Below are 17,900 nucleotides of genomic sequence, written 5' to 3'. Positions count from 1 at the left end.
GGGGATGATGGAGAGATTGGTTAGGTTCGTCTAGACATGTCTTCATCAACAGTGCAGTCGGCCTGGAGTGGTGCGCCACAGCGGCGCACCCTCCAGGCCGAATCCCCCCGCTACGGAGAGAAGCTCATCATTGGGTTTCTGTTTCTCACCGCGGCGATATCGGTGGGGGTCACGACCGCCATCGTTATTTCACTGTTTCAACCGCTACCCGGTTTCTTCCAAGAGATTTCCATCGTCGAGTTCTTCTCCGAAACGGAATGGTCTCCCGGGTACACCGATCCAAAGTTTGGCGTCTGGCCCGTGGTGGTCGGGACGTTCATTGTCGTTATCACCGCGATGCTCGTCGCGGTGCCGCTGGGGCTTCTCTCCGCGATTTACCTCTCCGAGTACGCCCCCAATCGGGTGCGGAAGTCGATCAAACCGGTCCTCGAGGTCCTGGAGGGAATCCCGACCGTTGCGACAGGCTTGTTCGCCTTCTTCTGGTTGCGCCCCTTTTTGGAATACCTCACTCCCTGGCTGCCGTGGTCGGGAATTTTCTCCACCGGCGTCGCGGGCTTCGCGGTGGGGCTCATTATCATTCCGTTGATTGCCTCAGTCGCTGACGACGCGATGCGCTCTGTGCCGCGCGCGCTGCGGGAAGGCGCTTACGCCCTCGGCGCCAGCAAAATGCGTGTGGCACTGAGGGTTGTGGTCCCGGCCGCTATTTCGGGAATTATTGCCGCCTTCGTTCTTGGCGCCTCGAGGGCTGTGGGCGAGACCATGATTGTGTTGCTGGTGGCTGGCGCGGGCTCGCCGTCGTTGTCGTTTAACCCGTTCGAAGCGACCCAGACGATGACCGCCTACATCGCGAGCCGGGCGACCGGTGAGATTGCGGTGGGGTCAATCGTCTACGACACCATTTTTGCTGTCGGATCGCTGCTGTTTCTCATCACTCTGATTTTCAACATGATTGCGATTCGGTTCGTCGAGCGATTCCGGGAGGTATACGACTAATGTCCTCTTCGACTCCTCGGTCGTCGATGCGCTCAGCCGCTGCGGTAGCGGGTGCACGATCCACAGTAAACAGCCAATTCCAGTCGAAAGACGCTTGGGCGGAAGTCGGCCGGGCCCTGTTCGTCGGCGTGATGATCGCTGCTCTGTCCGTCGCCATTGTCGCCATTTTCGCCATCCTCGCGTGGGCGTTCGTGGAAGGGCGCACACGAATCGATCTCGACCTGCTCACGAACGGCCCGTCGACCGTGAACCGTGCCACCGCGGGTTACAGCGTCGCCATTGCGGGAACGCTGCAAATTATCGCCGGCGTGGTCGCGCTGATTGTTCCGCTCGGGGCGGGAGCCGCTATCTACCTGGAGCAGTTTGCTGATCGCACGAAGTGGTACAACCGGCTCATTGAGCTGAACATTCAAAACCTCGCTGGTGTGCCCTCCATTGTGTTTGGCATCCTCGGTCTCGCGTTCTTTGTGCGAGGACCCTTTAGCTGGGGATTCGTGGCGGCAGCGGGTTCGGCGACAATTGCTCTGCTGGTCTTGCCCACCGTGATTTTGGCGTCACGAGAGGCGATTCGTGCCGTGCCGTCATCGATTCTTGAGGGCTCGCTCGCTCTCGGTGTGACCCGTTGGCAGGCGGTGCGCAAGCAGGTCTTGCCCGCGGCGTTCCCCGGTATTCTCACCGGCATCATCTTGGCGATTTCCCGTGCGATCGGTGAGGCGGCCCCGCTGCTGTTGGTGGGAGCGTTGACCTTCGTGACGTTCTACCCGAACTTCTTCGACGGCGGCTTTTCCGCGCTGCCGGTGCTGATTTATAACTATGCAGGTCGCGCCCAAGAAGAGTTTCAGATTCTTGCGGCCGCGGGCGTGCTGTTGATGTTGGTGATTTTGTTGGCTATCAACTCGGTGGCCATCTGGCTTCGTGCCCGATACGAGAGGACGTGGTAGCAGTGTCGATGGCTGCAGCAGATATGGGAGAAGCGACGACAATGAAGGAAGAAGTCTTTTCGCTCAAAGATGTGTCGGTGTATTACGGCAACAACTTGGCCGTCGACTCGGTCAACCTTCCCGTCTACAAGAACGAAATCACCGCACTGATTGGGCCCTCGGGCTGTGGCAAATCCACGATTTTGCGCTCGCTCAACCGCATGAACGACCTGATTCCCGGCGCGCGTGTTACCGGGGATGTGCTCTACCACGGTGAGGACATCTATGGCCCGACCGTGGACCCTGTTCAGGTGCGCAAAATCATCGGAATGGTGTTTCAAAAGCCCAACCCGTTCCCCAAGTCCATCTACGACAACATCGCCTTTGGCCCCCGCACGATCGGGATGAAGGGCGACATGGACGAAATCGTCGAAAACGCTCTGCGCTCGGCGGCCCTCTGGGATGAAGTGAAAGACCGTCTTAAAGACAACGCCTTTGGCATGTCCGGTGGTCAGCAGCAGCGCCTCGTCATCGCCCGGTCGATTGCCGTCAACCCCGATGTGATCCTGATGGACGAACCGTGCTCGGCGTTGGACCCGGTCTCCACCTTCAAAATCGAAGACTTGATGAACGAGCTGAAAGAGAAGTACACCATCGTCATCGTGACCCACAACATGCAGCAGGCGGCCCGGGTCGCCGACCGCACCGCGTTCTTTACCGTGGTCTCCGACGACGAAGCAGGAAGTCGCATCGGGACGCTGGTCGAACACGACGAGACGTCCAAAATCTTCGAAAACCCCACCAACGACAAAACCCGCGACTACGTCACGGGTCGTTTCGGATAACCTCGCCGCGGGGCGGCCCCCACGGGGCGGCCCACACGCTGTGGCAGACACGCTGGTGCCTCCACTTCACTGGAGCGCACGGGCTTTATGGCAGAACCCCTGTTGCCCTCGGCGGTAGCCTGGGGCAATGAGCGGTAATCTCCCGACCACCCAGAGAGCCCACGCGGTGTGGCGCGACAGCGAGGATCCCCTGGGGCGCTATCCCGGTCAGTTTTTCCGGGCCGATCCGGATCAGTGTTACCTCGATGGCAACTCACTGGGTCGACTGCCCCTTGCGACGAAAGACGCTCTGGAGTCTTTTCTCACTGATGGGTGGGGCACTGAGTTGGTCGATGGCTGGAGTCACTGGATCGATGAGCCGGAACTAGCCGGCGATCAGTTGGCTCGGGCGGTCCTCGGTACCGGGCCCGGGCAGTCGCTCGTTACCGACAGCACGTCGGTGAACCTCTACCAACTCTTCACGGCAGCGATTGATGCGCAACCGTCGAGACGAACCGTCATCATCGACTCGGCCAACTTTCCCACCGACCGCTACATCCTCCAAGGCATTGCCAAAGCGCGGGGCTTGACGCTGGTGACTCTCGACGTCGACCAGTCTGGAGGGCCTGGAGCCGTTCGGATGGATACCGATATAGAGCGGTTCGACCCCAACGCCCTGGAGTCGTTGCTGAGCGAAGATGTTGCGGTGTTGACCCTGCAGGCGGTGAACTACCGCTCGGGGACGCGTCAGCCGGTGCGAGAAATTACCGAAATGGCGAGGAAATATGGAATCCCGGTGGTCTGGGACTGCTCCCACGCAGCCGGATCAGTGGTGTTAGATTTCGACGGCAACGGGGTCGACCTCGCCGTGGGCTGTACGTATAAGTACTTAAACGCTGGGCCCGGTTCACCGGGATGGCTGTTTGTGCGAAAAGAGTGGCAGGAGCGTCTTCAGGTCCCCATCCAGGGGTGGTTTGCTCAGGCCGACCAGTTCGCGATGGGGCCACTTTTTGATCCGGTGGACGGTATTCGCCGCTTCCAAATCGCGAGCCCTCCCGTCATGGGCATCCGGGCTGTCCAGTCCAGCCTGGACATGATTGAGCGCGCGGGGATGGCCGCCATTGAAGAAAAGGCCCAGCGGGGAACCCAGATGATGGTGGAGCTTTTTGACGCCTGGCTCGCTCCACTAGGTTTTGCGCTTCAGACCCACAGGAATGCAGAGTATCGGGGTGGACACATCGCCGTGACACACCCCGAGGCCAAGCAGATTGCCCTGGCCATGCGGCAACTCGGTAACGTCATTCCCGACTACCGTGAGCCGTCAATGATTCGTCTGGCGATGTCACCGCTCGCGACGACCTATCAGGAAGTGTGGGACGGTATGGATCGGATGCGGGAGCTCGTGGAGTCAGGGCGTTACCGAGACGCCACCGCCGAAGCGTCAAGGGTGACCTAACAGTCCACCCGCACCCCTCCGCGCTATCGAGGCGTTATCGGGGTGAGTCGATAAACGTTGGGCCCTCGACGCTGTGGCTTTCACCGCGAGCCGGCGGGGTGTAGCTGCAACGATCTCCCGGACATAACTGCGGGGGTTCTTTCGCGAAGAGGCGCTGGAGTTCGCAACCGACGCAAATTCCCATGGCCGCTTCGAGAAACAACAGAACCAGACACAGCCCACACAGCGCCAACATCCAGATTGCGGGAAAGCCCAGCCAGCCAAATCCCAGACACCCCACACTCGCCAGTCCAAAGCCCAGCCACCAGGCGAAGCGTTTCTGGGGGGCTCCCACCCATTCGGGTCGTTGCCAACGGACCATCAACGCGCCGATTGCCATGGCTGGGGCAAAGCGGTGGCTGAGGGTGAGGCGCACCATCATTTCGATGAGAAAGAGCGCTCCAAAGGTGCGCATGGGCTGAAAGTCACCGGTGTAGAAAGCGGCCATCCAGGCAGCAAACCCCACAAGAAAGAGCAGGCCGGCCGACGCACGGACCGCACGTTCGTTAAAGACCGGGATGTCGATGCCCTCGACTTTTTCACCAAAACTTGGCGCATCGTCTTTCGTCGCAGTCGCTGTGCTCACCCGCCCCACTATACCAGGGGGGGTATATGAATTCGACCCCTATCCCCAGCGTTAGGCTTAACCAATGCCCCCAACCCGCGTGAAAGCTGACGTCGCCGATGCCCTTCACACCGGATCTCCGGTGGTCGCACTGGAATCGACAATCATCTCCCATGGGTTACCACACCCCGACAATTTTGAGGCCGCCAAGCGTTTTGAGGCACTCGTGCGGGAATACGGAGCGACCCCGGCAACAATCGCCGTCATCGACGGTGTAGCCCGGATTGGTCTTGAGGATGGTGAGCTCGAACTCATTGCCAGCGCCGATGACGTGGAGAAGCTGAGCGTTCGCGACCTGCCCATCGTGATGGCCCGTGGTGGTCACGGAGCCACCACGGTGGCTGCGACAGCTTTCCTCGCCGCCACAGCAGGCATTTCAGTGTTTGCCACCGGCGGACTCGGCGGGGTCCACCAGGGGGCGAACACCAGCTTTGATGAATCGGCTGACTTGGGCACCCTCGCCCACACCCCAGTCGCAGTGGTGTCAGCGGGTGTGAAATCTGTTTTGGATATCCAGGCCACCCTGGAGCGGCTCGAAACACTGAGCGTCCCCGTCCTCGGTTACGCCACAGATGTCTTTCCCCGCTTTTGGCTGCCCCGCAGTGATTTCCCGGTAGACCACCGGGTGGATAGCCCCGAAGAGGTCGCAGCCGTCTTGGCTTCCCTTCGGCAACTCGGTCTCGATAGTGGAGTGTTGGTGGCCAACCCCATACCGGAGGACAAAGCCTGGAGCGTGGACGAGCACGACCGCCTGGTTGACCAAGCATTCGCCGCCGCCAATCAGGAGGGTATTCGCGGCAAAGAGGTCACCCCGTTCCTGTTGGATTACATTCAACGCGAATCCGGTGGTGACAGCCTTCGGGTGAACCTCGACGTCGTTGCCCACAACATTGAGGTCGCGGCGGGTATCGCTCGAGCGGTCAGCGAACGGGCTTCATCCAGTGACTAAAGCGTGGGCCTTAGTGGTCGGCGACATCATTGACGACGTCCACGTGGTCGCCGACGGACCCATTCGTCAAAACACCGACACCCTCGCCACTATTCAGGTCCGACCGGGAGGCTCCGCCGCGAACACGGCATGCTGGTTAGGGCATCTGGGTGCGTCGGTGAATTTCCTCGGGCGGGTCGGGGCGGACGATGAGGTGCGCCACCGGGTTGAATTTGAACGCTTCGGGGTAGACGCCACTCTTCAGGTCGAACCCGGAGGGCACACGGGAACAATCATTGTGATTGGTCAGGGTTCCTCCAGGACCATGCTGAGTGACCGGGGGGCAAACCTCACCCTGGACGTGTCCGACATCGGCTTCGACGACACCAACGCCCCTCGAGTGCTCCATCTCACCGGGTACAGCTTTTTCCACCGCGAAACGTTAGATGATCTGTTGGAATTGATGGACCGAGTGGTCCAGCGTGGCGGTGACGTGGTGTTGGATGCGTCCTCGTCGGGCTTCCTGGCAGATCACGGGGCTGCGTGGTGGTGGGAGATTGCCCGGCACGCCACGGTGTTGCGCGCCAACGAAGACGAAGCCCATTTCCTCACCGGGTCGAAAGATCCGATTGAGGCGGTGGAGATGTTCACCCACCACGGTGTGACCGGCATTGTCACACTGGCAGAAGAAGGGGCAGTGTGTGCCAGGCCGGGTCAGTCGGCTAGCCATTTTTCGGGCCATCCGCTCGGGCCTGAGGGTCTTGTGGATCCCACCGGGGCTGGCGATTCGTTTAGCGCAGGGGTGGTTTCCCAATTGTTGAGTGGGGGCTCACTCGAGCAAGCCGTGACTGAGGGACTTCGTGTATCAGCGCTTGCGGTTACCCAGTTAGGGGCGAGGCCTTCGTCGCGTCAAAAGCGCTGAGTGCTCTCCCCCGGGATTCTTTGAGGTCAAGGATGGGATCTGGGTAGTCATCGGTCCCCCATTCGGGCAGCCACTTCCTTCGGTAGCTCCCGTCGGGGTCAAACCGGTCTGCTTGGACGACCGGGTTAAACACACGGAAATAGGGGGCTGCGTCGGTGCCACAGCCCGCAACCCACTGCCAACTCCCCGGATTATTGGCCTCGTCGGCGTCGACCAGCCTGTCCCAAAACCACTGCTCGCCAAGCCGCCAGTGCACCAGCATGTTTTTGACCAGAAACGACGCGGTGACCATCCGCACCCGGTTGTGCATGTACCCGGTGCGCAAGAGCTGACGCATCCCGGCATCGACCAGGGGTATTCCAGTGAGCCCCCGATGCCAGGGTTCCAGTTCGGAGTTTTCTGGCCACCGCCAGGGGAACTGGTCGAAAGCGGGCTTGATGTTCTGGGTGTGGAGCTGAGGGTGTTGGTAGGCCACGTTGATGGTGAACTCTCGCCAGCCGATTTCGCTCAAGAACTTCTCGACGTTCGCCCGGGCATCGGGCTGAGTCACCTGGTGGGTCTGGTGCCACACCTGGTGAGGGCTTATTTCACCAAAGCGCAGGTGCGGGCTCAACATGGACGTCGCGTCGATCCCGGGTTCATCCCGGCGGTGATACAGCGCGAGCCCGGTCTCGAGAAACGCCCCCAGTCGATCGTTGGCGCCATCCTCTCCCGGCGTCCAGTGGTCGCTGAGACTGGCAGACCACTCGGGTGAATCGGGCTCCAGCGCCCATTCGGCAAGCTGCTCGGATTCCACGCTCTCTACTGCGGGCAGCGCTGTGGGGGTGGACAGTGGTTGTCGAGGCGGCTCACCGGAGAGGCAGCTGCGCCAAAACGGGGTGAACACCTGGAAGGGCTTATCGTCTTTGGTCGTAATCGTCCAGGGTTCAAACAGCACGTTCGCGTGGAAGCTGTGCGCGTCCACCCCCTGGGCTCGAAGCTGGGCCTTGAGGTCCTGGTCAATCGCTCGAGACGCGCCGTAGCGGCGATTCCAGGCGATCGCTCCGGCGCCGACCTCACTGACCAGCGCCGCGATGGTCTCCCTGGCGGGGCCGGAGCGGAGCGTGAGCGCACTTCCTAACTCCCGAAGAGAGGTGTCCAGCGCGAGTAGTGAGCGGTGTAGCCACCATTTGCTGGCGGAGCCCAGCGGTCTGATTTCTGGCGAGTGTTGGTCAAAAAGGTAGAGGGCGACAATCGGCTCGCCTCGCTCGATGGCCCAGTGGAGGGCGGGGTGATCGCTGATGCGCAGGTCGTCTCGGAACCAGACAATGGTGGGCGATGGCACACCCCCAGATTACGCGGGTCGGCGTGTGTGGTCGCTGGAGACAAAGAGAAGGGCCGGTCGCCGAGGCGAGCGACCGGCCCTGTATCCCTTGCACCAAGAGTGTTCTGCAATCACATTCACGAGAGTTGTCACAGCAAACAACTGACGATGACTTCAATGTATAACGAAACGGTAACGCTGTCTAGTGACCAAATCGTTATTTAACCTAATGGCCACTTTCTTTTCGCCATTCTTTAGACACCGACGTCTGGTGAGGGGCCCTGACCAAAGACGATCGTCACGTCGGCGTGACGATCGAATCGGTAGCCCTGGCCCCGCACGGTGCGGACAATGTCCGGGTAGGGCTCCAGCTTCTGTCGAAGACGGCGCACGTAGACATCGATGGTGCGCTCATTCGGGGCGTCGCCGGATTCCAAACCCCACAGGTGGTTGATGATCGCCTGCCTCGCCACGGATTGTCCCTCGCGCAACACCAGAAACTGCAGGAGTTCAAACTCGAGAAAGGTGAGGGCGGCGACAACACCGCCGAGCACCACTTTCTTGCGCGAAATGTCGATGACCACGCCGTCTGGTTCGTTTTGTGGTTGATGCTGCTCTGCCAGAGCGCGCAGTTTCCCCGGGTCGTGTAGCGCTAAGCGCACCAATTCCAAGTTATCCCCGGGGGTCCCCCGGGGAGCCAGCGCAATCGTCGCGTGGGTCTTTGCCCCCGGGGCACTCTGGGTGACGCGGTCTTTGAGGACGTGAACGAGGTCGGCGAGGGACATTCCGGCCGCCGCGGCGGCGTCCTCATCGAGTCCCACATAGAGCGCGAACCCGCGAGCCTGGTTGTCTGCGCTAGTCGGCGAGTCCATAGAGACGATCTCCCGCATCACCCAAGCCGGGGACAATGTAGCCCTGGTCGTTTAGCCGCTCATCCAGTGCGCCCAGCACGATCGTGACATCCCGATCACCGCTGGCCTCCTCGAGTGCCGCCACACCCTCCGGGGCGGCTAAGAGACAAATCGCGATGATGGACCGGGCGCCCCGCTGGAAGAGAAACTCGTGGGCTTGAGCCAGTGATCCGCCGGTCGCCAACATCGGATCGAGCACCAGAGCGGTGCGACCAGATAGGTCTTGGGGGAGTCGCTCGGCGTAGGTGGTGGCCCGCAGGGTGTCTTCGTCGCGCACCATTCCCAAAAAACCCACTTCGGCGCGGGGCAGTAGCGCCAACATCCCATCCAACATGCCCAGCCCGGCCCGCAAAATCGGGACAATGAGCGGCCCAGGGGAGGGCATTTCCACCCCCGACGCGCTGGCCACCGGAGTGTCGACCTGCACCTTGGCGACCTCGATGTCTGAGGTCGCCTCGTAAGCCAGGAGCGTCACCAGCTCCCTCGTCAACGCCCGAAACTCAGGAGTGTCAGTGCGCTGGTCTCGAAGGCGGGTGATTTTTTCCGCAACGAGAGGGTGGCTGGAGACCTGTTGGCGCATGGGCCAAGGGTAGCGCAGGGCGGAAAAGCCACTGCGGTCTCTTACGCTTAATGACATGGGTTATTCCCCGCTGGAAAATGTTCATCCCGACTCGCGGCCCAGTCGCGATCAGATGGAGCAGTGGATGCAACGCGCCCTGCAGAACGCGCGGGTGGCGACGCAGCAAGGGGACGTGCCAGTGGGTGCAGTCGTCGTGGGCTCCGACAAAGAGGTCATCGCCGAGGGCCACAACACCCGCGAAGCGGAGCATGATCCGACCGGGCACGCCGAAATTGTCGCTTTAAGGCGGGCTGCCCAGACTCTCGGAAGTCCTCGACTCGATGGCTGCACTCTTGTCGTTACCCTCGAGCCCTGTGTCATGTGTGCCGGGGCAATCACCCAGTCGGGTATCAGTCGGGTTGTTTACGGCGCAGCCGACCACAAAGCCGGTGCGGCCGGGGGCGGGCCACACGACTTGGTGCGCGACCGGTCCTTGCCCCACCGGGTGGACGAGGTCATCGGTGGGGTCCTCGCCGACCAATCGGCAGCTCTTCTCCGTGACTTCTTTGAGCCGCTGCGCGATTAAATCAGACGCACTGTGCGACGCAGCGGACGGTGGAGTGTTGCGGGCCTAGCCCATCACCACACCGGGCCACAGCACCGCCACGAATACATCGATGAAAGCAAGCCCACCGGCGGTGTGGAAAAACGGCATCAGCTTGCGTTCATTACCGGCGAGGCCCCCGCGCTGTCGGAGGAAGCCGATCAACGCCGCGGTGAGGGCGACCAGCGCGACACCGGTTTTGACCGCAATCTTGATGTGGTCCACAGCGACATCCGGATCATCCGCCAGACGCATTTCGGCCAGACCCGTCAGGACTAAACCGGTGACCAGCTGGACGATGGTGCCGGCGAGTACCCAGTTAAAGGGGTAGCCGCTGCGAGAGCGCAGGTGGAGCAAAAAGGGGCCAATAATCATGGCCAGCCCAATGAAGTGGGCAATCAGCGTGAGGTTTCGGGCCAGTTCCATAGCAGTGCGTCCGTTCTCGTCAACAGGGTGTCTGGTCAGTCTGATGCCCGAATGACGATGACGTCCGTCTCGGGTTCACTCCAGTCGGGGTCGCGCACAAGGTCGGGCTCCAAAAACACGTCACACTCTTCACCGAGTGCCTCTTTCACGCGACGCTTCGCGTCGCGCAAGGCGTGGGAGATGACGTGGTTGGGAAGCGTCTCGACCATGGCGACCCCGGCCGCCACGACCAAGGTCTTTTCTGCCTTGTCCTTCACGACGGTGAGGCGCAAGACCGATTCGATGTCGGGACTATCGAGCAGGGCGTTGGCCACCACCTGGCGACGCTCTGACTCTGTGGAAGACGTGTTCGACTCGGACATTGACGCTCACTCCCTCGACCGTGTCGGTGACTCCAACATACACTGGCGTAATGAACGCTACCCTGCCTCGTATTGCTCTTGTGGGAACCGGAAAAATGGTGGGAGCAATTCTGGAAGGGCTCCTCCAACCCGATGTGTCCCTCGAGGCGCTTCGCGCGACTACTCAGAGTGGCTCCTCAGCGTCCCTCCTCGTCGAGCGTGGCGTCGAGGCCAAAAGCGTGGAAGAAGACGCCGGCGCCAATCGCTGGGCGGTGGAAGACGCCGATATCGTCCTACTCGGTGTGAAGCCCTATGCCATTGTCGATGTGGCGGCCGAGGTGGCCTCTGCGCTGAAGCCCGGAGCCGTCGTCGTCAGTGTCGCGGCGGGGATCACCACCGCGTCAATCGAAGCGGTCGTGACACAGCCGGTCGTGCGCGCGATGCCAAACACCCCCTCCCAAATTCGACAGGGTGTCACCGGCATTGCGGGAGGCTCCCGTGCAAGCGAGCACAACATCGAACTGGTTGACGCGCTGTTCTCGCTCGTCGGCGAGGTGGTGGTCGTCGACGAGGACCGTATTAACGACCTCAGCGCTCTGTCTGGTTCCGGCCCCGCCTACCTGTTCTACATCGCCGAAAAGCTCATTGATGTCGCTCGGGAGCGAGGTTTCAGCGACGAGCAGGCCCAGACCATGGTGACCGGAACCCTGCTGGGAGCGGCTCAGTTGCTGGATCAATCAGAGCACTCAGCGGAGCAACTGCGCCACGCGGTGACAAGCCCCGGGGGGACGACCCAGCAGGCCATTTCGGTACTCGATGCCCACGACATGGGGTCAATCTGGGCGGAGGCGATCGCCCGGGCCGTTGCTCGGGCAGAGGAAATGGCCACCGCGAAATAGCCGTCGCGAAAGAGCCGCCGCCCTCAATCGGGCTGTGACCTGCGCGATTGGTTAGCTCTCGAGCGCGGCGAAGCGTTCAATATCTTCGTTCGCCCCGGAGACAATAATCAGGTCGTGGTTGGTAACGGTCGTTTTTTCCGTGGCGTAGGTAAACGGCTTTCCCGGTGACTTCACACCCACCACGGTGATGTTGTATTTGGTGCGCACACCCGACTCGGTGAGAGTTTTGCCACGAATGGGTTTGGGCGGATACATCTTGACCAGAGCGAAGTCGTCGTCGAAGCGGATGAAGTCAATCATCCGCCCGGAGACTAAGTGGGCGACGCGCTCGCCCGCTTCACGCTCGGGGTAAATCACGCGGTGGGCGCCAATGCGGGTGAGGATTTTCCCGTGCGCTTCGGAAATGGCTTTGGCCCAAATCTGGGGAACCTTCAAATCGACCAGGTTGGTCGTAATCAGCACGCTCGCCTCGATGGAGGAGCCGACGGCCACTACCGCCACCGAAAAGTCCGACGCGCCAATCTGTTGCAGCGCATTCATGTCCCTCGCGTCTAAGACCGCGGTGTGGCGAACTCGGTCAGCCCATTTTTGAACCAGCAGGGGGTCGGCGTCGACCGCCAAGACGTCGCGGCCGAGTTTGTCGAGCTCGCCGGCAGTGGCCGCACCGAAGCGACCCAAGCCGATAACGAGCACCGGGGCGTCGTGCGCAATTTTCTCAACCAACGATTGGCCTTTCCGCCGCACGCCGGTACACCGTCTGGCGGTGAGTTCCGGAGAGGGCTGTTGCGAGGGTTACTGTACCAACTCGGCCCAGCAGCATGGTGATGGCCAAGACATATTTGGCCTCTTCGGCGAGCTCGTTCGAGCTCAGCCCAGCGCTCAAGCCGCAGGTGGCAAAGGCCGAAATCACGTCGAAGAGCACCTTGTCGAGGGGTTCGTTGGTGATCTGCAAGATGGCGATGGTGGAGAGTGCGACGATACTCGACCCCCACAGCGTCACGCTCACGGCCAAGCGGACCGTGTCGGAGGGAATGCGGCGCTCATACACGCTGAGGTCCTGGTCGCCTCGGGCTTCGGCGTAAGCGGCGATGAATAAAATCGCCAGGGTGGTGACTTTGATGCCACCCGCGGTCGACGCCGAGCCACCCCCGACGAACATCAACATGTCCAGCACGAGGTGGGTGGCGCCACTCATCTCTTCGGTGGGCACGGTGTTGAACCCGCCAGAGCGGGCCATCATCGACGTGAACACTGCGGTCATTGGCCGCACCCAGAGGTCTTGGCCCCCCAGGGTTTTGTCGTTACCCCACTCCAAGAGACCGATGGCCAACGCGCCCACCACCAACAAGATGGTCGTCGTCACCAGCGTGAGCTTCGCGTGGAGTCCGATGCGCGCGTGGGCAAGAGTGGAGCGCTTCTGGCGCTTTCTTGCAATCCAGAGGGCCCGGGAGAGGGCGAAAATAACGGGGAAGCCGAGGCTTCCCAGGAACACCCCTACGCCCACGGTGAGCACGATCACCGGATCGTTTTGGTAGGCGCCGAGGCCTTCCACGAGGGGCACAAACCCGGTGTTGGTAAACGCCGACGCGGCCAGGTAGCCGCCCTGCCACAGCGCGGTGACCGGCTCAAGCCCCGACTGCCACAAGCGCGGGATGATGATCGCGGCGAGAACGGCTTCGATGGCGAACACGCTAATTACGACAGTGCCGATCAGCCCCTTCACATCGCCCAGTTTCATCCCGTGCGCGTTCATTTCTTGACGCTCGTGCAGACGCGAAGGATCGACATCGCTGGCCATGACTTTGCGGGCGCCAAGACCCAGCCGCTTCGAGGCGAGGATGGCCAGCAGGGTCGCGACGGTCATCACCCCGATGCCACCGATTTGGAGGGCAGAAAAGACGACCGTGTGACCAAAGGGCGACCAGTGGGTCGCCATGTTCACCGTTGTCAGACCGGTCACGGCGATACCGGACACGGCGGTGAAAAAGGCGTCCGCCATCGGAGTCGCCTCGCCGCTGGCCGAGGCGGCCGGCAACATCAACAGACTGGTGGTGATCAGGCTCAACAGCAGAAACACCGCGATGGTCAGCGTCGCGGCCGAGTTGCCAAGCGCCGAGCGGACACGATCAAACACCCCCAGCAGACCCGTGCGGGGGTGAAAACCGTAGGGCAGGGCGGAGGCCGAGCGCAGCGTCGAGCTGGCTGACTTCTGGCGCGAGAAGAGACCTCGCCGTCGGGCCATGCGGGTTTGCCCACTTTCTTTGGGGGTGTCGAAACGACCAGCAGAAATGGTACTCCCACTCCCGGCCCGATAGGTTAGGGGGCTGTGGTAGACATTTTCGACGTCCTCGCTGACGACACCAGGAGAGACATCCTGCTTCTGCTTCGCCAACGCGAAGCGGGGGCAACGCGCAGCGACGAAGGGGCCTTACCCGGCGAATCGAGCGTGGGTGAACTCGTGGAACGCTTGGGCCTCACTCAGCCCACCGTGTCCAAGCACTTGAAGGTGCTGCGCGATCACCAACTCGTTCAGGTCCGAGAAGACGGTCAGCGTCGCTACTACCGCCTGACTTCGCAGGCGCTCGGTCCCGTGCGCAGTTTTCTCGACGGGGTAGCACCCGGGGCTTCCGGTGAGGGTCTGGGCGACGTGGTCGATGCGCCCTATGTCGATTTGTGGCCGGCGGGTTATCAGGTCGGGGCCCTTCTGGGCCGTCTGCGAGAGGCACTCCAGGCGGGCATCCACAACCGCTTTTAATACCCCGCCTCGACACCGGGCCTTTACACTGGGCCTTTACACCGGGGCCGCCTGGCCTTTAGGGTGTGCTGAGGTAACGCTCGTCACACCAGTCACAGCGCATTAGTTACAGGAGGCCCTCATGCACGAGTCCTCCGCACCGATGCGCTTTTTCACGGTCCAAGAGGTCGCCGACACGATGCGGGTCTCCAGCATGACCGTGTACCGGATGGTGCACGCCGGAGAGATACCGGCTATTCGGTTTGGGCGATCGTTTCGGATTCCCGAATCCGCGATGGATCAACTGGTGGGCCACGCCGGCAACTGGGAAATCAACCAGGCTGGATAAATTCCCGCTCGGCGGTGCGTTACACTCGAGCGGTTGTGTCCCTCGCGCGAAATGCGCGACCAAATAAAGGTGAGTAATGGGTTCAGTAATTAAGAAGCGTCGGAAGCGGATGGCAAAGAAAAAGCACCGGAAGCTCCTGCGTAAGACCCGTCACCAGCGTCGCAACAAGAAGTAACCCGCCGATTCGGCTCGGCTAGTGGTGCAGGGCAAAAGACACCCAATGTTCACCCAGGTGAACATCAGGGTTTGCGAAGTCTGCCCAATCTTCTTAGTCTAAAGCCGTGTCTGTCACCATCACACTGATCGGAAAGCCCGGCTGTCACCTCTGCGACGACGCTCGGAGCGTGATTTCCGAAGTCGCTGACGACGCGCTCGATATCGAATTCGACGAAGTCTCCCTGGAAGACAACCCGCTCTGGGGCGAGCTTTACGGGGAGCTCATCCCGGTGGTGTTGGTCAATGGCGTGGAGCACGCGCACTGGCGGGTCGATAAACACTCCCTCTCCCACGCGGTTAACACGGCGCTCGCCGAGGCCAGCTAACGCCACAGCCTGGGCAGAACCCTTCACACTGGGGCGGGTTTCGCGGTAAAAAGGAGTCATGGCGCAGACGAGCACACCAGACCCCAATTCGGGATGGTTCTCCGAGGACGAACTCACAGCGATTAGGCAACGACTGCCCCTGATGTATGTCGAAGCCGTCCCGGTGCGCGTCGATAGCTATTCGGTCATTACGGAAGTCGGCTTATTGCTGCGGGTTAGCAGTGAAGGGTCGATGAATCGCACCCTGGTGTCTGGTCGCGTGCTCTTCGGGGAAACCCTGCGCGATGCGCTCTTTCGCCACCTGGAAAAAGACCTCGGCCCGATGGCCTTCCCACAATTACCCGTGTCGCCCCAACCGGTGCAAGTGGCGGAGTACTTTCCCGAACCCGACGCCAAATACACCGATTTTCGCCAGCACGCTGTCGCGCTGGTGTATGTGGTGCCCGTCACGGGAACGTGTGAGCCCCGACAGGACGCGCTCGAAATTACCTGGATGTCTCCCGAACAGGCCGTCAGCGACTCGGTGGGCTCAGAGCTCGAAGGCGGCAGGGGCCAACTGTTGCGCGCTGCCCTCGCAAGCGTCGGCGCACTGCCCTAGCGCGTCGCCTCCAGCACGATGTCGTGGACCGCGACGTCTTCGCCGCCAATGTTCTGGGTGCGCGCGACGACTCGCGTTGACACCCGGGACCAGTCGCCGGGCACCGCCTCGCGCAGCTGTTCTTCGGTGAAACACATATCTGCGGGTGGGCGAGGAATCCCGGCCAAGCCGTCCTGTGGATCGTGGCCCACAATCAGCAGAGTTCCCCCCGGCGAGACGGCATCGATTGCGTGCTCCCAGATCTTTTTTCTCGCCTGCGCATCCGTGTGGATGAACTGGAGGCTCACGGCACCCGCGCCGCCCGACGCGACTGGCCACGGCTCCTCTAAATCCCACACCCGCCAGTGAATATCGAGGGGGTCCCCCGAGTCTGTGCTGTGCTGGGCGGCTTCGTGCACACCTCGATAAATACCCACCGACGATGCTTCTAGCGCGGTCACACTCCAGCCCCGCTGGGCGAGCCACAGCGCATCGCCACCCTCGCCGGCTCCGGCGTCAATTGCCACACCCGGTGAGTGGGCAGAAAAGACGTCTTCGAGGACGGGGTTTACTTTCCCACTCCACATCGCGCCCTTTCCGGCATAGCGGGCGTTCCACGCGGCCGTGGCGCTCGGATCGAGCGTGCGCGTGACCAGGCGCAGTCGAAACCCTCGCCACGACCACATCACCCGCAGTGCCAGCCACAGCAGCGGGGTGAGTAGTCCCGCTCGGACGCTCAGCGTGTCCGAAAAATCGGTTCCGCCGTCTGGCCGGGCGACCAGACTCATGCGGTGGTGCCAATCGCGCAGAAGACCCAGCGCCCCGGAAGTGCCGTGGCCGGTGTCGGTGACCACGCGACTCGTCCAGTCGGCGACGTCGTCAACCAGGTGAATTGTTTGGTTGCCCAGGGGCACAACACCGCCGGCTCGCACCGACACGGTGTAGTCGGTGTCGGGGCGAAAGCGACGGGGAAGAGGATTGCCGGGCTGATCAGCAAACACCGTGAAGGGAGCGGACACGGCCCGAAAAATGGCCGGGTTGTGAAGCGCTTCCCACGCGCTGTCGATCGAGCAGGACAGAGTGGCGCGGGTCGAAATCTTCATTCGAATATTGTCTCCTGTTCGGCTTGTGCTCAGCCGGGAGGCTTAGCCTCCACACTATGAAAGCCACACTGAACGACACCGTATTGGCCGACGCGAGCGACGAAGAGGTCGTCTCCATCGAGGGCAACTGGTATTTCGCCCCGCACACTGTCAACGCGCAGTTTCTCGATGCCAGCCCCACGCAGTACACCTGCCCGTGGAAAGGCGCCTGCCAGTTTTACCATGTCCAAGTCGACGGGCTCGATCACGCGGATCAGGCCTGGGCCTACCCCGACTTAATTGATGGCGCCATCGAACGCGTTGGTCAAGACTTCGCGGGATTCGTGGCCTTTGGCCGCGAGGTCACCGTTACGCCGTAGCCCTGCGGTCGTGCCAGGTGATCAGGTAGTCCGGGTGAAACCGGTTACTGCACAGCGCGCACGACGTGGGCTTTGACGGGCGCCGAAAACGAATCACTTCGTGTCCGGCGGGACACCGCCCCAACCATTTCGCGTGTTCGGTGGCGGCCGGACTGTCGTGGGTGCGGCCGCCTTCGTAGCCGAGCTCGCGCGCAATGCGCATCCACGCGGGACCGTGTCCGGCGCGAACCCCGGCGATCGCGTGGGCGACTTCGTGGAGAAGGACCTGGTGGACCTCATCGTCTTCGGCGCTCTGACTTAAGTGCCGTGAGAGCGAAATGCGTCTTTTCTTGTGATCGCACTGACCAAAGCGGGTCTTGGCGTGGTCGAAGTGAAAACTCCACGACGGGTCGAGGTAGAGGCGAATGAGAGCATCCGCCCAGACTTCGACTCGGTGTAGCTCTGCCATGGCCACAGAGTAACCAGGCTCGGGCTATCGCTGTGGGA

24 protein-coding genes are annotated in these 17,900 nt (G+C 61.6%); 14 read left to right on the top strand and 10 right to left on the bottom strand.

The window, feature by feature from the left end:
• Window positions 1–36: 36 nt before the first annotated feature.
• The 4 genes from pstC (at window position 37) to RI518_RS01630 (ending at window position 4,193) form a co-directional block, all read left to right on the top strand.
• A complete protein-coding gene (pstC, locus tag RI518_RS01645) occupies window positions 37–993 on the top strand; it encodes a phosphate ABC transporter permease subunit PstC (RefSeq protein WP_310671689.1) in 957 nt (318 codons plus the stop codon).
• On the top strand, window positions 993–1,934 hold the full coding sequence (pstA, locus tag RI518_RS01640; protein WP_310689186.1) for a phosphate ABC transporter permease PstA: 942 nt from the start codon (window positions 993–995) through the stop codon (window positions 1,932–1,934). The genes pstC and pstA overlap by 1 nt, the downstream gene beginning before the upstream one ends.
• A gap of 8 nt (window positions 1,935–1,942) precedes the next feature.
• On the top strand, window positions 1,943–2,758 hold the full coding sequence (pstB, locus tag RI518_RS01635; protein WP_397428128.1) for a phosphate ABC transporter ATP-binding protein PstB: 816 nt from the start codon (window positions 1,943–1,945) through the stop codon (window positions 2,756–2,758).
• Window positions 2,759–2,885: 127 nt separating this feature from the next.
• Window positions 2,886–4,193, top strand: coding sequence for an aminotransferase class V-fold PLP-dependent enzyme (locus RI518_RS01630; RefSeq protein WP_310689185.1), 1,308 nt, complete (start codon window positions 2,886–2,888; stop codon window positions 4,191–4,193).
• A gap of 34 nt (window positions 4,194–4,227) precedes the next feature.
• Here the strand turns inward: RI518_RS01630 and RI518_RS01625 are convergent, their stop codons facing one another.
• The gene (locus RI518_RS01625; RefSeq protein WP_310671692.1) at window positions 4,228–4,818 is read right to left on the bottom strand and encodes a DUF4395 domain-containing protein; all 591 of its coding nucleotides are present in this window, start codon (window positions 4,816–4,818) and stop codon (window positions 4,228–4,230) included.
• A 64-nt stretch (window positions 4,819–4,882) separates the two neighbouring features.
• Here RI518_RS01625 and RI518_RS01620 point away from each other — a divergent pair, with 64 nt between their 5' ends.
• Both RI518_RS01620 and RI518_RS01615 read left to right on the top strand, forming a co-directional pair.
• A complete protein-coding gene (locus RI518_RS01620; protein ID WP_310689184.1) occupies window positions 4,883–5,806 on the top strand; it encodes a pseudouridine-5'-phosphate glycosidase in 924 nt (307 codons plus the stop codon).
• Window positions 5,799–6,707, top strand: coding sequence for a PfkB family carbohydrate kinase (locus tag RI518_RS01615; RefSeq protein WP_310689183.1), 909 nt, complete (start codon window positions 5,799–5,801; stop codon window positions 6,705–6,707). The genes RI518_RS01620 and RI518_RS01615 overlap by 8 nt, the downstream gene beginning before the upstream one ends.
• Here the strand turns inward: RI518_RS01615 and RI518_RS01610 are convergent.
• The 3 genes from RI518_RS01610 to upp form a co-directional block, all read right to left on the bottom strand.
• The gene (locus RI518_RS01610) at window positions 6,664–8,031 is read right to left on the bottom strand and encodes a deoxyribodipyrimidine photo-lyase (RefSeq protein WP_310671695.1); all 1,368 of its coding nucleotides are present in this window, start codon (window positions 8,029–8,031) and stop codon (window positions 6,664–6,666) included. The genes RI518_RS01615 and RI518_RS01610 overlap by 44 nt on opposite strands.
• A 233-nt stretch (window positions 8,032–8,264) precedes the next feature.
• Window positions 8,265–8,882, bottom strand: coding sequence for a winged helix-turn-helix domain-containing protein (locus RI518_RS01605; protein WP_310689182.1), 618 nt, complete (start codon window positions 8,880–8,882; stop codon window positions 8,265–8,267).
• The gene (gene upp / locus RI518_RS01600; protein ID WP_310671698.1) at window positions 8,866–9,501 is read right to left on the bottom strand and encodes a uracil phosphoribosyltransferase; all 636 of its coding nucleotides are present in this window, start codon (window positions 9,499–9,501) and stop codon (window positions 8,866–8,868) included. Before upp ends, RI518_RS01605 begins: the two co-directional genes overlap by 17 nt.
• A 112-nt stretch (window positions 9,502–9,613) precedes the next feature.
• On the opposite strand from upp, the gene tadA reads away from it, so the two are divergent.
• Entirely contained in the window at window positions 9,614–10,066 is a 453-nt protein-coding gene (gene tadA, locus RI518_RS01595; RefSeq protein WP_310689197.1) for a tRNA adenosine(34) deaminase TadA, read from the top strand.
• Window positions 10,067–10,111: 45 nt separating this feature from the next.
• On the opposite strand, the gene RI518_RS01590 is transcribed toward tadA, so the two are convergent.
• Both RI518_RS01590 and RI518_RS01585 read right to left on the bottom strand, forming a co-directional pair.
• A complete protein-coding gene (locus tag RI518_RS01590) occupies window positions 10,112–10,510 on the bottom strand; it encodes a hypothetical protein (RefSeq protein ID WP_310671699.1) in 399 nt (132 codons plus the stop codon).
• Window positions 10,511–10,545: 35 nt separating this feature from the next.
• Window positions 10,546–10,872: a hypothetical protein gene (locus RI518_RS01585; protein ID WP_310671700.1), complete on the bottom strand. Its 327-nt coding sequence runs from the start codon at window positions 10,870–10,872 to the stop codon at window positions 10,546–10,548.
• 50 nt (window positions 10,873–10,922) lie between these two features.
• Between RI518_RS01585 and proC the strand changes: the two genes are divergently transcribed.
• On the top strand, window positions 10,923–11,750 hold the full coding sequence (proC, locus tag RI518_RS01580) for a pyrroline-5-carboxylate reductase (RefSeq protein ID WP_310689181.1): 828 nt from the start codon (window positions 10,923–10,925) through the stop codon (window positions 11,748–11,750).
• A gap of 51 nt (window positions 11,751–11,801) precedes the next feature.
• Here proC and RI518_RS01575 read toward each other — a convergent pair whose 3' ends face one another.
• Together RI518_RS01575 and RI518_RS01570 are read right to left on the bottom strand one after the other, a co-directional pair.
• On the bottom strand, window positions 11,802–12,473 hold the full coding sequence (locus RI518_RS01575) for a TrkA family potassium uptake protein (protein WP_310671703.1): 672 nt from the start codon (window positions 12,471–12,473) through the stop codon (window positions 11,802–11,804).
• Window positions 12,466–13,992 (bottom strand): potassium transporter TrkG, encoded by a 1,527-nt coding sequence (locus tag RI518_RS01570; RefSeq protein ID WP_310671704.1) that lies wholly within the window; start codon window positions 13,990–13,992, stop codon window positions 12,466–12,468. Before RI518_RS01570 ends, RI518_RS01575 begins: the two co-directional genes overlap by 8 nt.
• A gap of 84 nt (window positions 13,993–14,076) precedes the next feature.
• On the opposite strand from RI518_RS01570, the gene RI518_RS01565 reads away from it, so the two are divergent.
• The 5 genes from RI518_RS01565 (at window position 14,077) to RI518_RS01545 (ending at window position 15,973) form a co-directional block, all read left to right on the top strand.
• A complete protein-coding gene (locus tag RI518_RS01565; RefSeq protein ID WP_310671705.1) occupies window positions 14,077–14,505 on the top strand; it encodes a metalloregulator ArsR/SmtB family transcription factor in 429 nt (142 codons plus the stop codon).
• 121 nt (window positions 14,506–14,626) lie between these two features.
• On the top strand, window positions 14,627–14,833 hold the full coding sequence (locus RI518_RS01560) for a helix-turn-helix domain-containing protein (protein WP_310671706.1): 207 nt from the start codon (window positions 14,627–14,629) through the stop codon (window positions 14,831–14,833).
• Between the two features lie 76 nt (window positions 14,834–14,909).
• A complete protein-coding gene (locus RI518_RS01555; protein ID WP_003792170.1) occupies window positions 14,910–15,008 on the top strand; it encodes a 30S ribosomal protein bS22 in 99 nt (32 codons plus the stop codon).
• Window positions 15,009–15,114: 106 nt separating this feature from the next.
• Complete coding sequence (locus RI518_RS01550; RefSeq protein ID WP_310671707.1) at window positions 15,115–15,375, top strand: glutaredoxin family protein; 261 nt, start codon at window positions 15,115–15,117, stop codon at window positions 15,373–15,375.
• Window positions 15,376–15,433: 58 nt separating this feature from the next.
• Complete coding sequence (locus RI518_RS01545) at window positions 15,434–15,973, top strand: DUF4916 domain-containing protein (RefSeq protein WP_310671708.1); 540 nt, start codon at window positions 15,434–15,436, stop codon at window positions 15,971–15,973.
• Here the strand turns inward: RI518_RS01545 and RI518_RS01540 are convergent.
• The gene (locus RI518_RS01540; RefSeq protein ID WP_310671709.1) at window positions 15,970–17,055 is read right to left on the bottom strand and encodes a class I SAM-dependent methyltransferase; all 1,086 of its coding nucleotides are present in this window, start codon (window positions 17,053–17,055) and stop codon (window positions 15,970–15,972) included. The two genes, RI518_RS01545 and RI518_RS01540, sit on opposite strands and share 4 nt — an antisense overlap.
• Window positions 17,056–17,111: 56 nt before the next feature.
• Between RI518_RS01540 and RI518_RS01535 the strand changes: the two genes are divergently transcribed.
• Complete coding sequence (locus tag RI518_RS01535; protein ID WP_310671710.1) at window positions 17,112–17,414, top strand: DUF427 domain-containing protein; 303 nt, start codon at window positions 17,112–17,114, stop codon at window positions 17,412–17,414.
• On the opposite strand, the gene RI518_RS01530 is transcribed toward RI518_RS01535, so the two are convergent.
• A complete protein-coding gene (locus tag RI518_RS01530) occupies window positions 17,404–17,862 on the bottom strand; it encodes a SprT-like domain-containing protein (RefSeq protein WP_310671711.1) in 459 nt (152 codons plus the stop codon). The two genes, RI518_RS01535 and RI518_RS01530, sit on opposite strands and share 11 nt — an antisense overlap.
• Between the last annotated feature and the right edge of the window lie 38 nt (window positions 17,863–17,900).

Origin of the sequence: Pontimonas sp. (assembly GCF_031581085.1) — a bacterium.
In the GTDB taxonomy this organism is placed as follows: Bacteria; Actinomycetota; Actinomycetes; order Actinomycetales; family Microbacteriaceae; genus Pontimonas.
The sequence above is the reverse complement of the archived record's forward strand: the minus strand, read 5'-3'. Positions and strand labels throughout refer to the sequence as shown.

Coding starts and splice junctions, on each gene's coding strand:
- pstC (WP_310671689.1), top strand. CDS start 37: ATGTCTTCATCAACAGTGCAGTCGGCCTGGAGTGGTGCGCCACAGCGG.
- pstA (WP_310689186.1), top strand. CDS start 993: ATGTCCTCTTCGACTCCTCGGTCGTCGATGCGCTCAGCCGCTGCGGTA.
- pstB (WP_397428128.1), top strand. CDS start 1,943: ATGGCTGCAGCAGATATGGGAGAAGCGACGACAATGAAGGAAGAAGTC.
- RI518_RS01630 (WP_310689185.1), top strand. CDS start 2,886: ATGAGCGGTAATCTCCCGACCACCCAGAGAGCCCACGCGGTGTGGCGC.
- RI518_RS01620 (WP_310689184.1), top strand. CDS start 4,883: ATGCCCCCAACCCGCGTGAAAGCTGACGTCGCCGATGCCCTTCACACC.
- RI518_RS01605 (WP_310689182.1), bottom strand. CDS start 8,882: ATGGACTCGCCGACTAGCGCAGACAACCAGGCTCGCGGGTTCGCGCTC.
- upp (WP_310671698.1), bottom strand. CDS start 9,501: ATGCGCCAACAGGTCTCCAGCCACCCTCTCGTTGCGGAAAAAATCACC.
- tadA (WP_310689197.1), top strand. CDS start 9,614: ATGGAGCAGTGGATGCAACGCGCCCTGCAGAACGCGCGGGTGGCGACG.
- RI518_RS01590 (WP_310671699.1), bottom strand. CDS start 10,510: ATGGAACTGGCCCGAAACCTCACGCTGATTGCCCACTTCATTGGGCTG.
- RI518_RS01585 (WP_310671700.1), bottom strand. CDS start 10,872: ATGTCCGAGTCGAACACGTCTTCCACAGAGTCAGAGCGTCGCCAGGTG.
- proC (WP_310689181.1), top strand. CDS start 10,923: ATGAACGCTACCCTGCCTCGTATTGCTCTTGTGGGAACCGGAAAAATG.
- RI518_RS01570 (WP_310671704.1), bottom strand. CDS start 13,992: ATGGCCCGACGGCGAGGTCTCTTCTCGCGCCAGAAGTCAGCCAGCTCG.
- RI518_RS01560 (WP_310671706.1), top strand. CDS start 14,627: ATGCACGAGTCCTCCGCACCGATGCGCTTTTTCACGGTCCAAGAGGTC.
- RI518_RS01555 (WP_003792170.1), top strand. CDS start 14,910: ATGGGTTCAGTAATTAAGAAGCGTCGGAAGCGGATGGCAAAGAAAAAG.
- RI518_RS01545 (WP_310671708.1), top strand. CDS start 15,434: ATGGCGCAGACGAGCACACCAGACCCCAATTCGGGATGGTTCTCCGAG.
- RI518_RS01540 (WP_310671709.1), bottom strand. CDS start 17,055: ATGAAGATTTCGACCCGCGCCACTCTGTCCTGCTCGATCGACAGCGCG.
- RI518_RS01535 (WP_310671710.1), top strand. CDS start 17,112: ATGAAAGCCACACTGAACGACACCGTATTGGCCGACGCGAGCGACGAA.
- RI518_RS01530 (WP_310671711.1), bottom strand. CDS start 17,862: ATGGCAGAGCTACACCGAGTCGAAGTCTGGGCGGATGCTCTCATTCGC.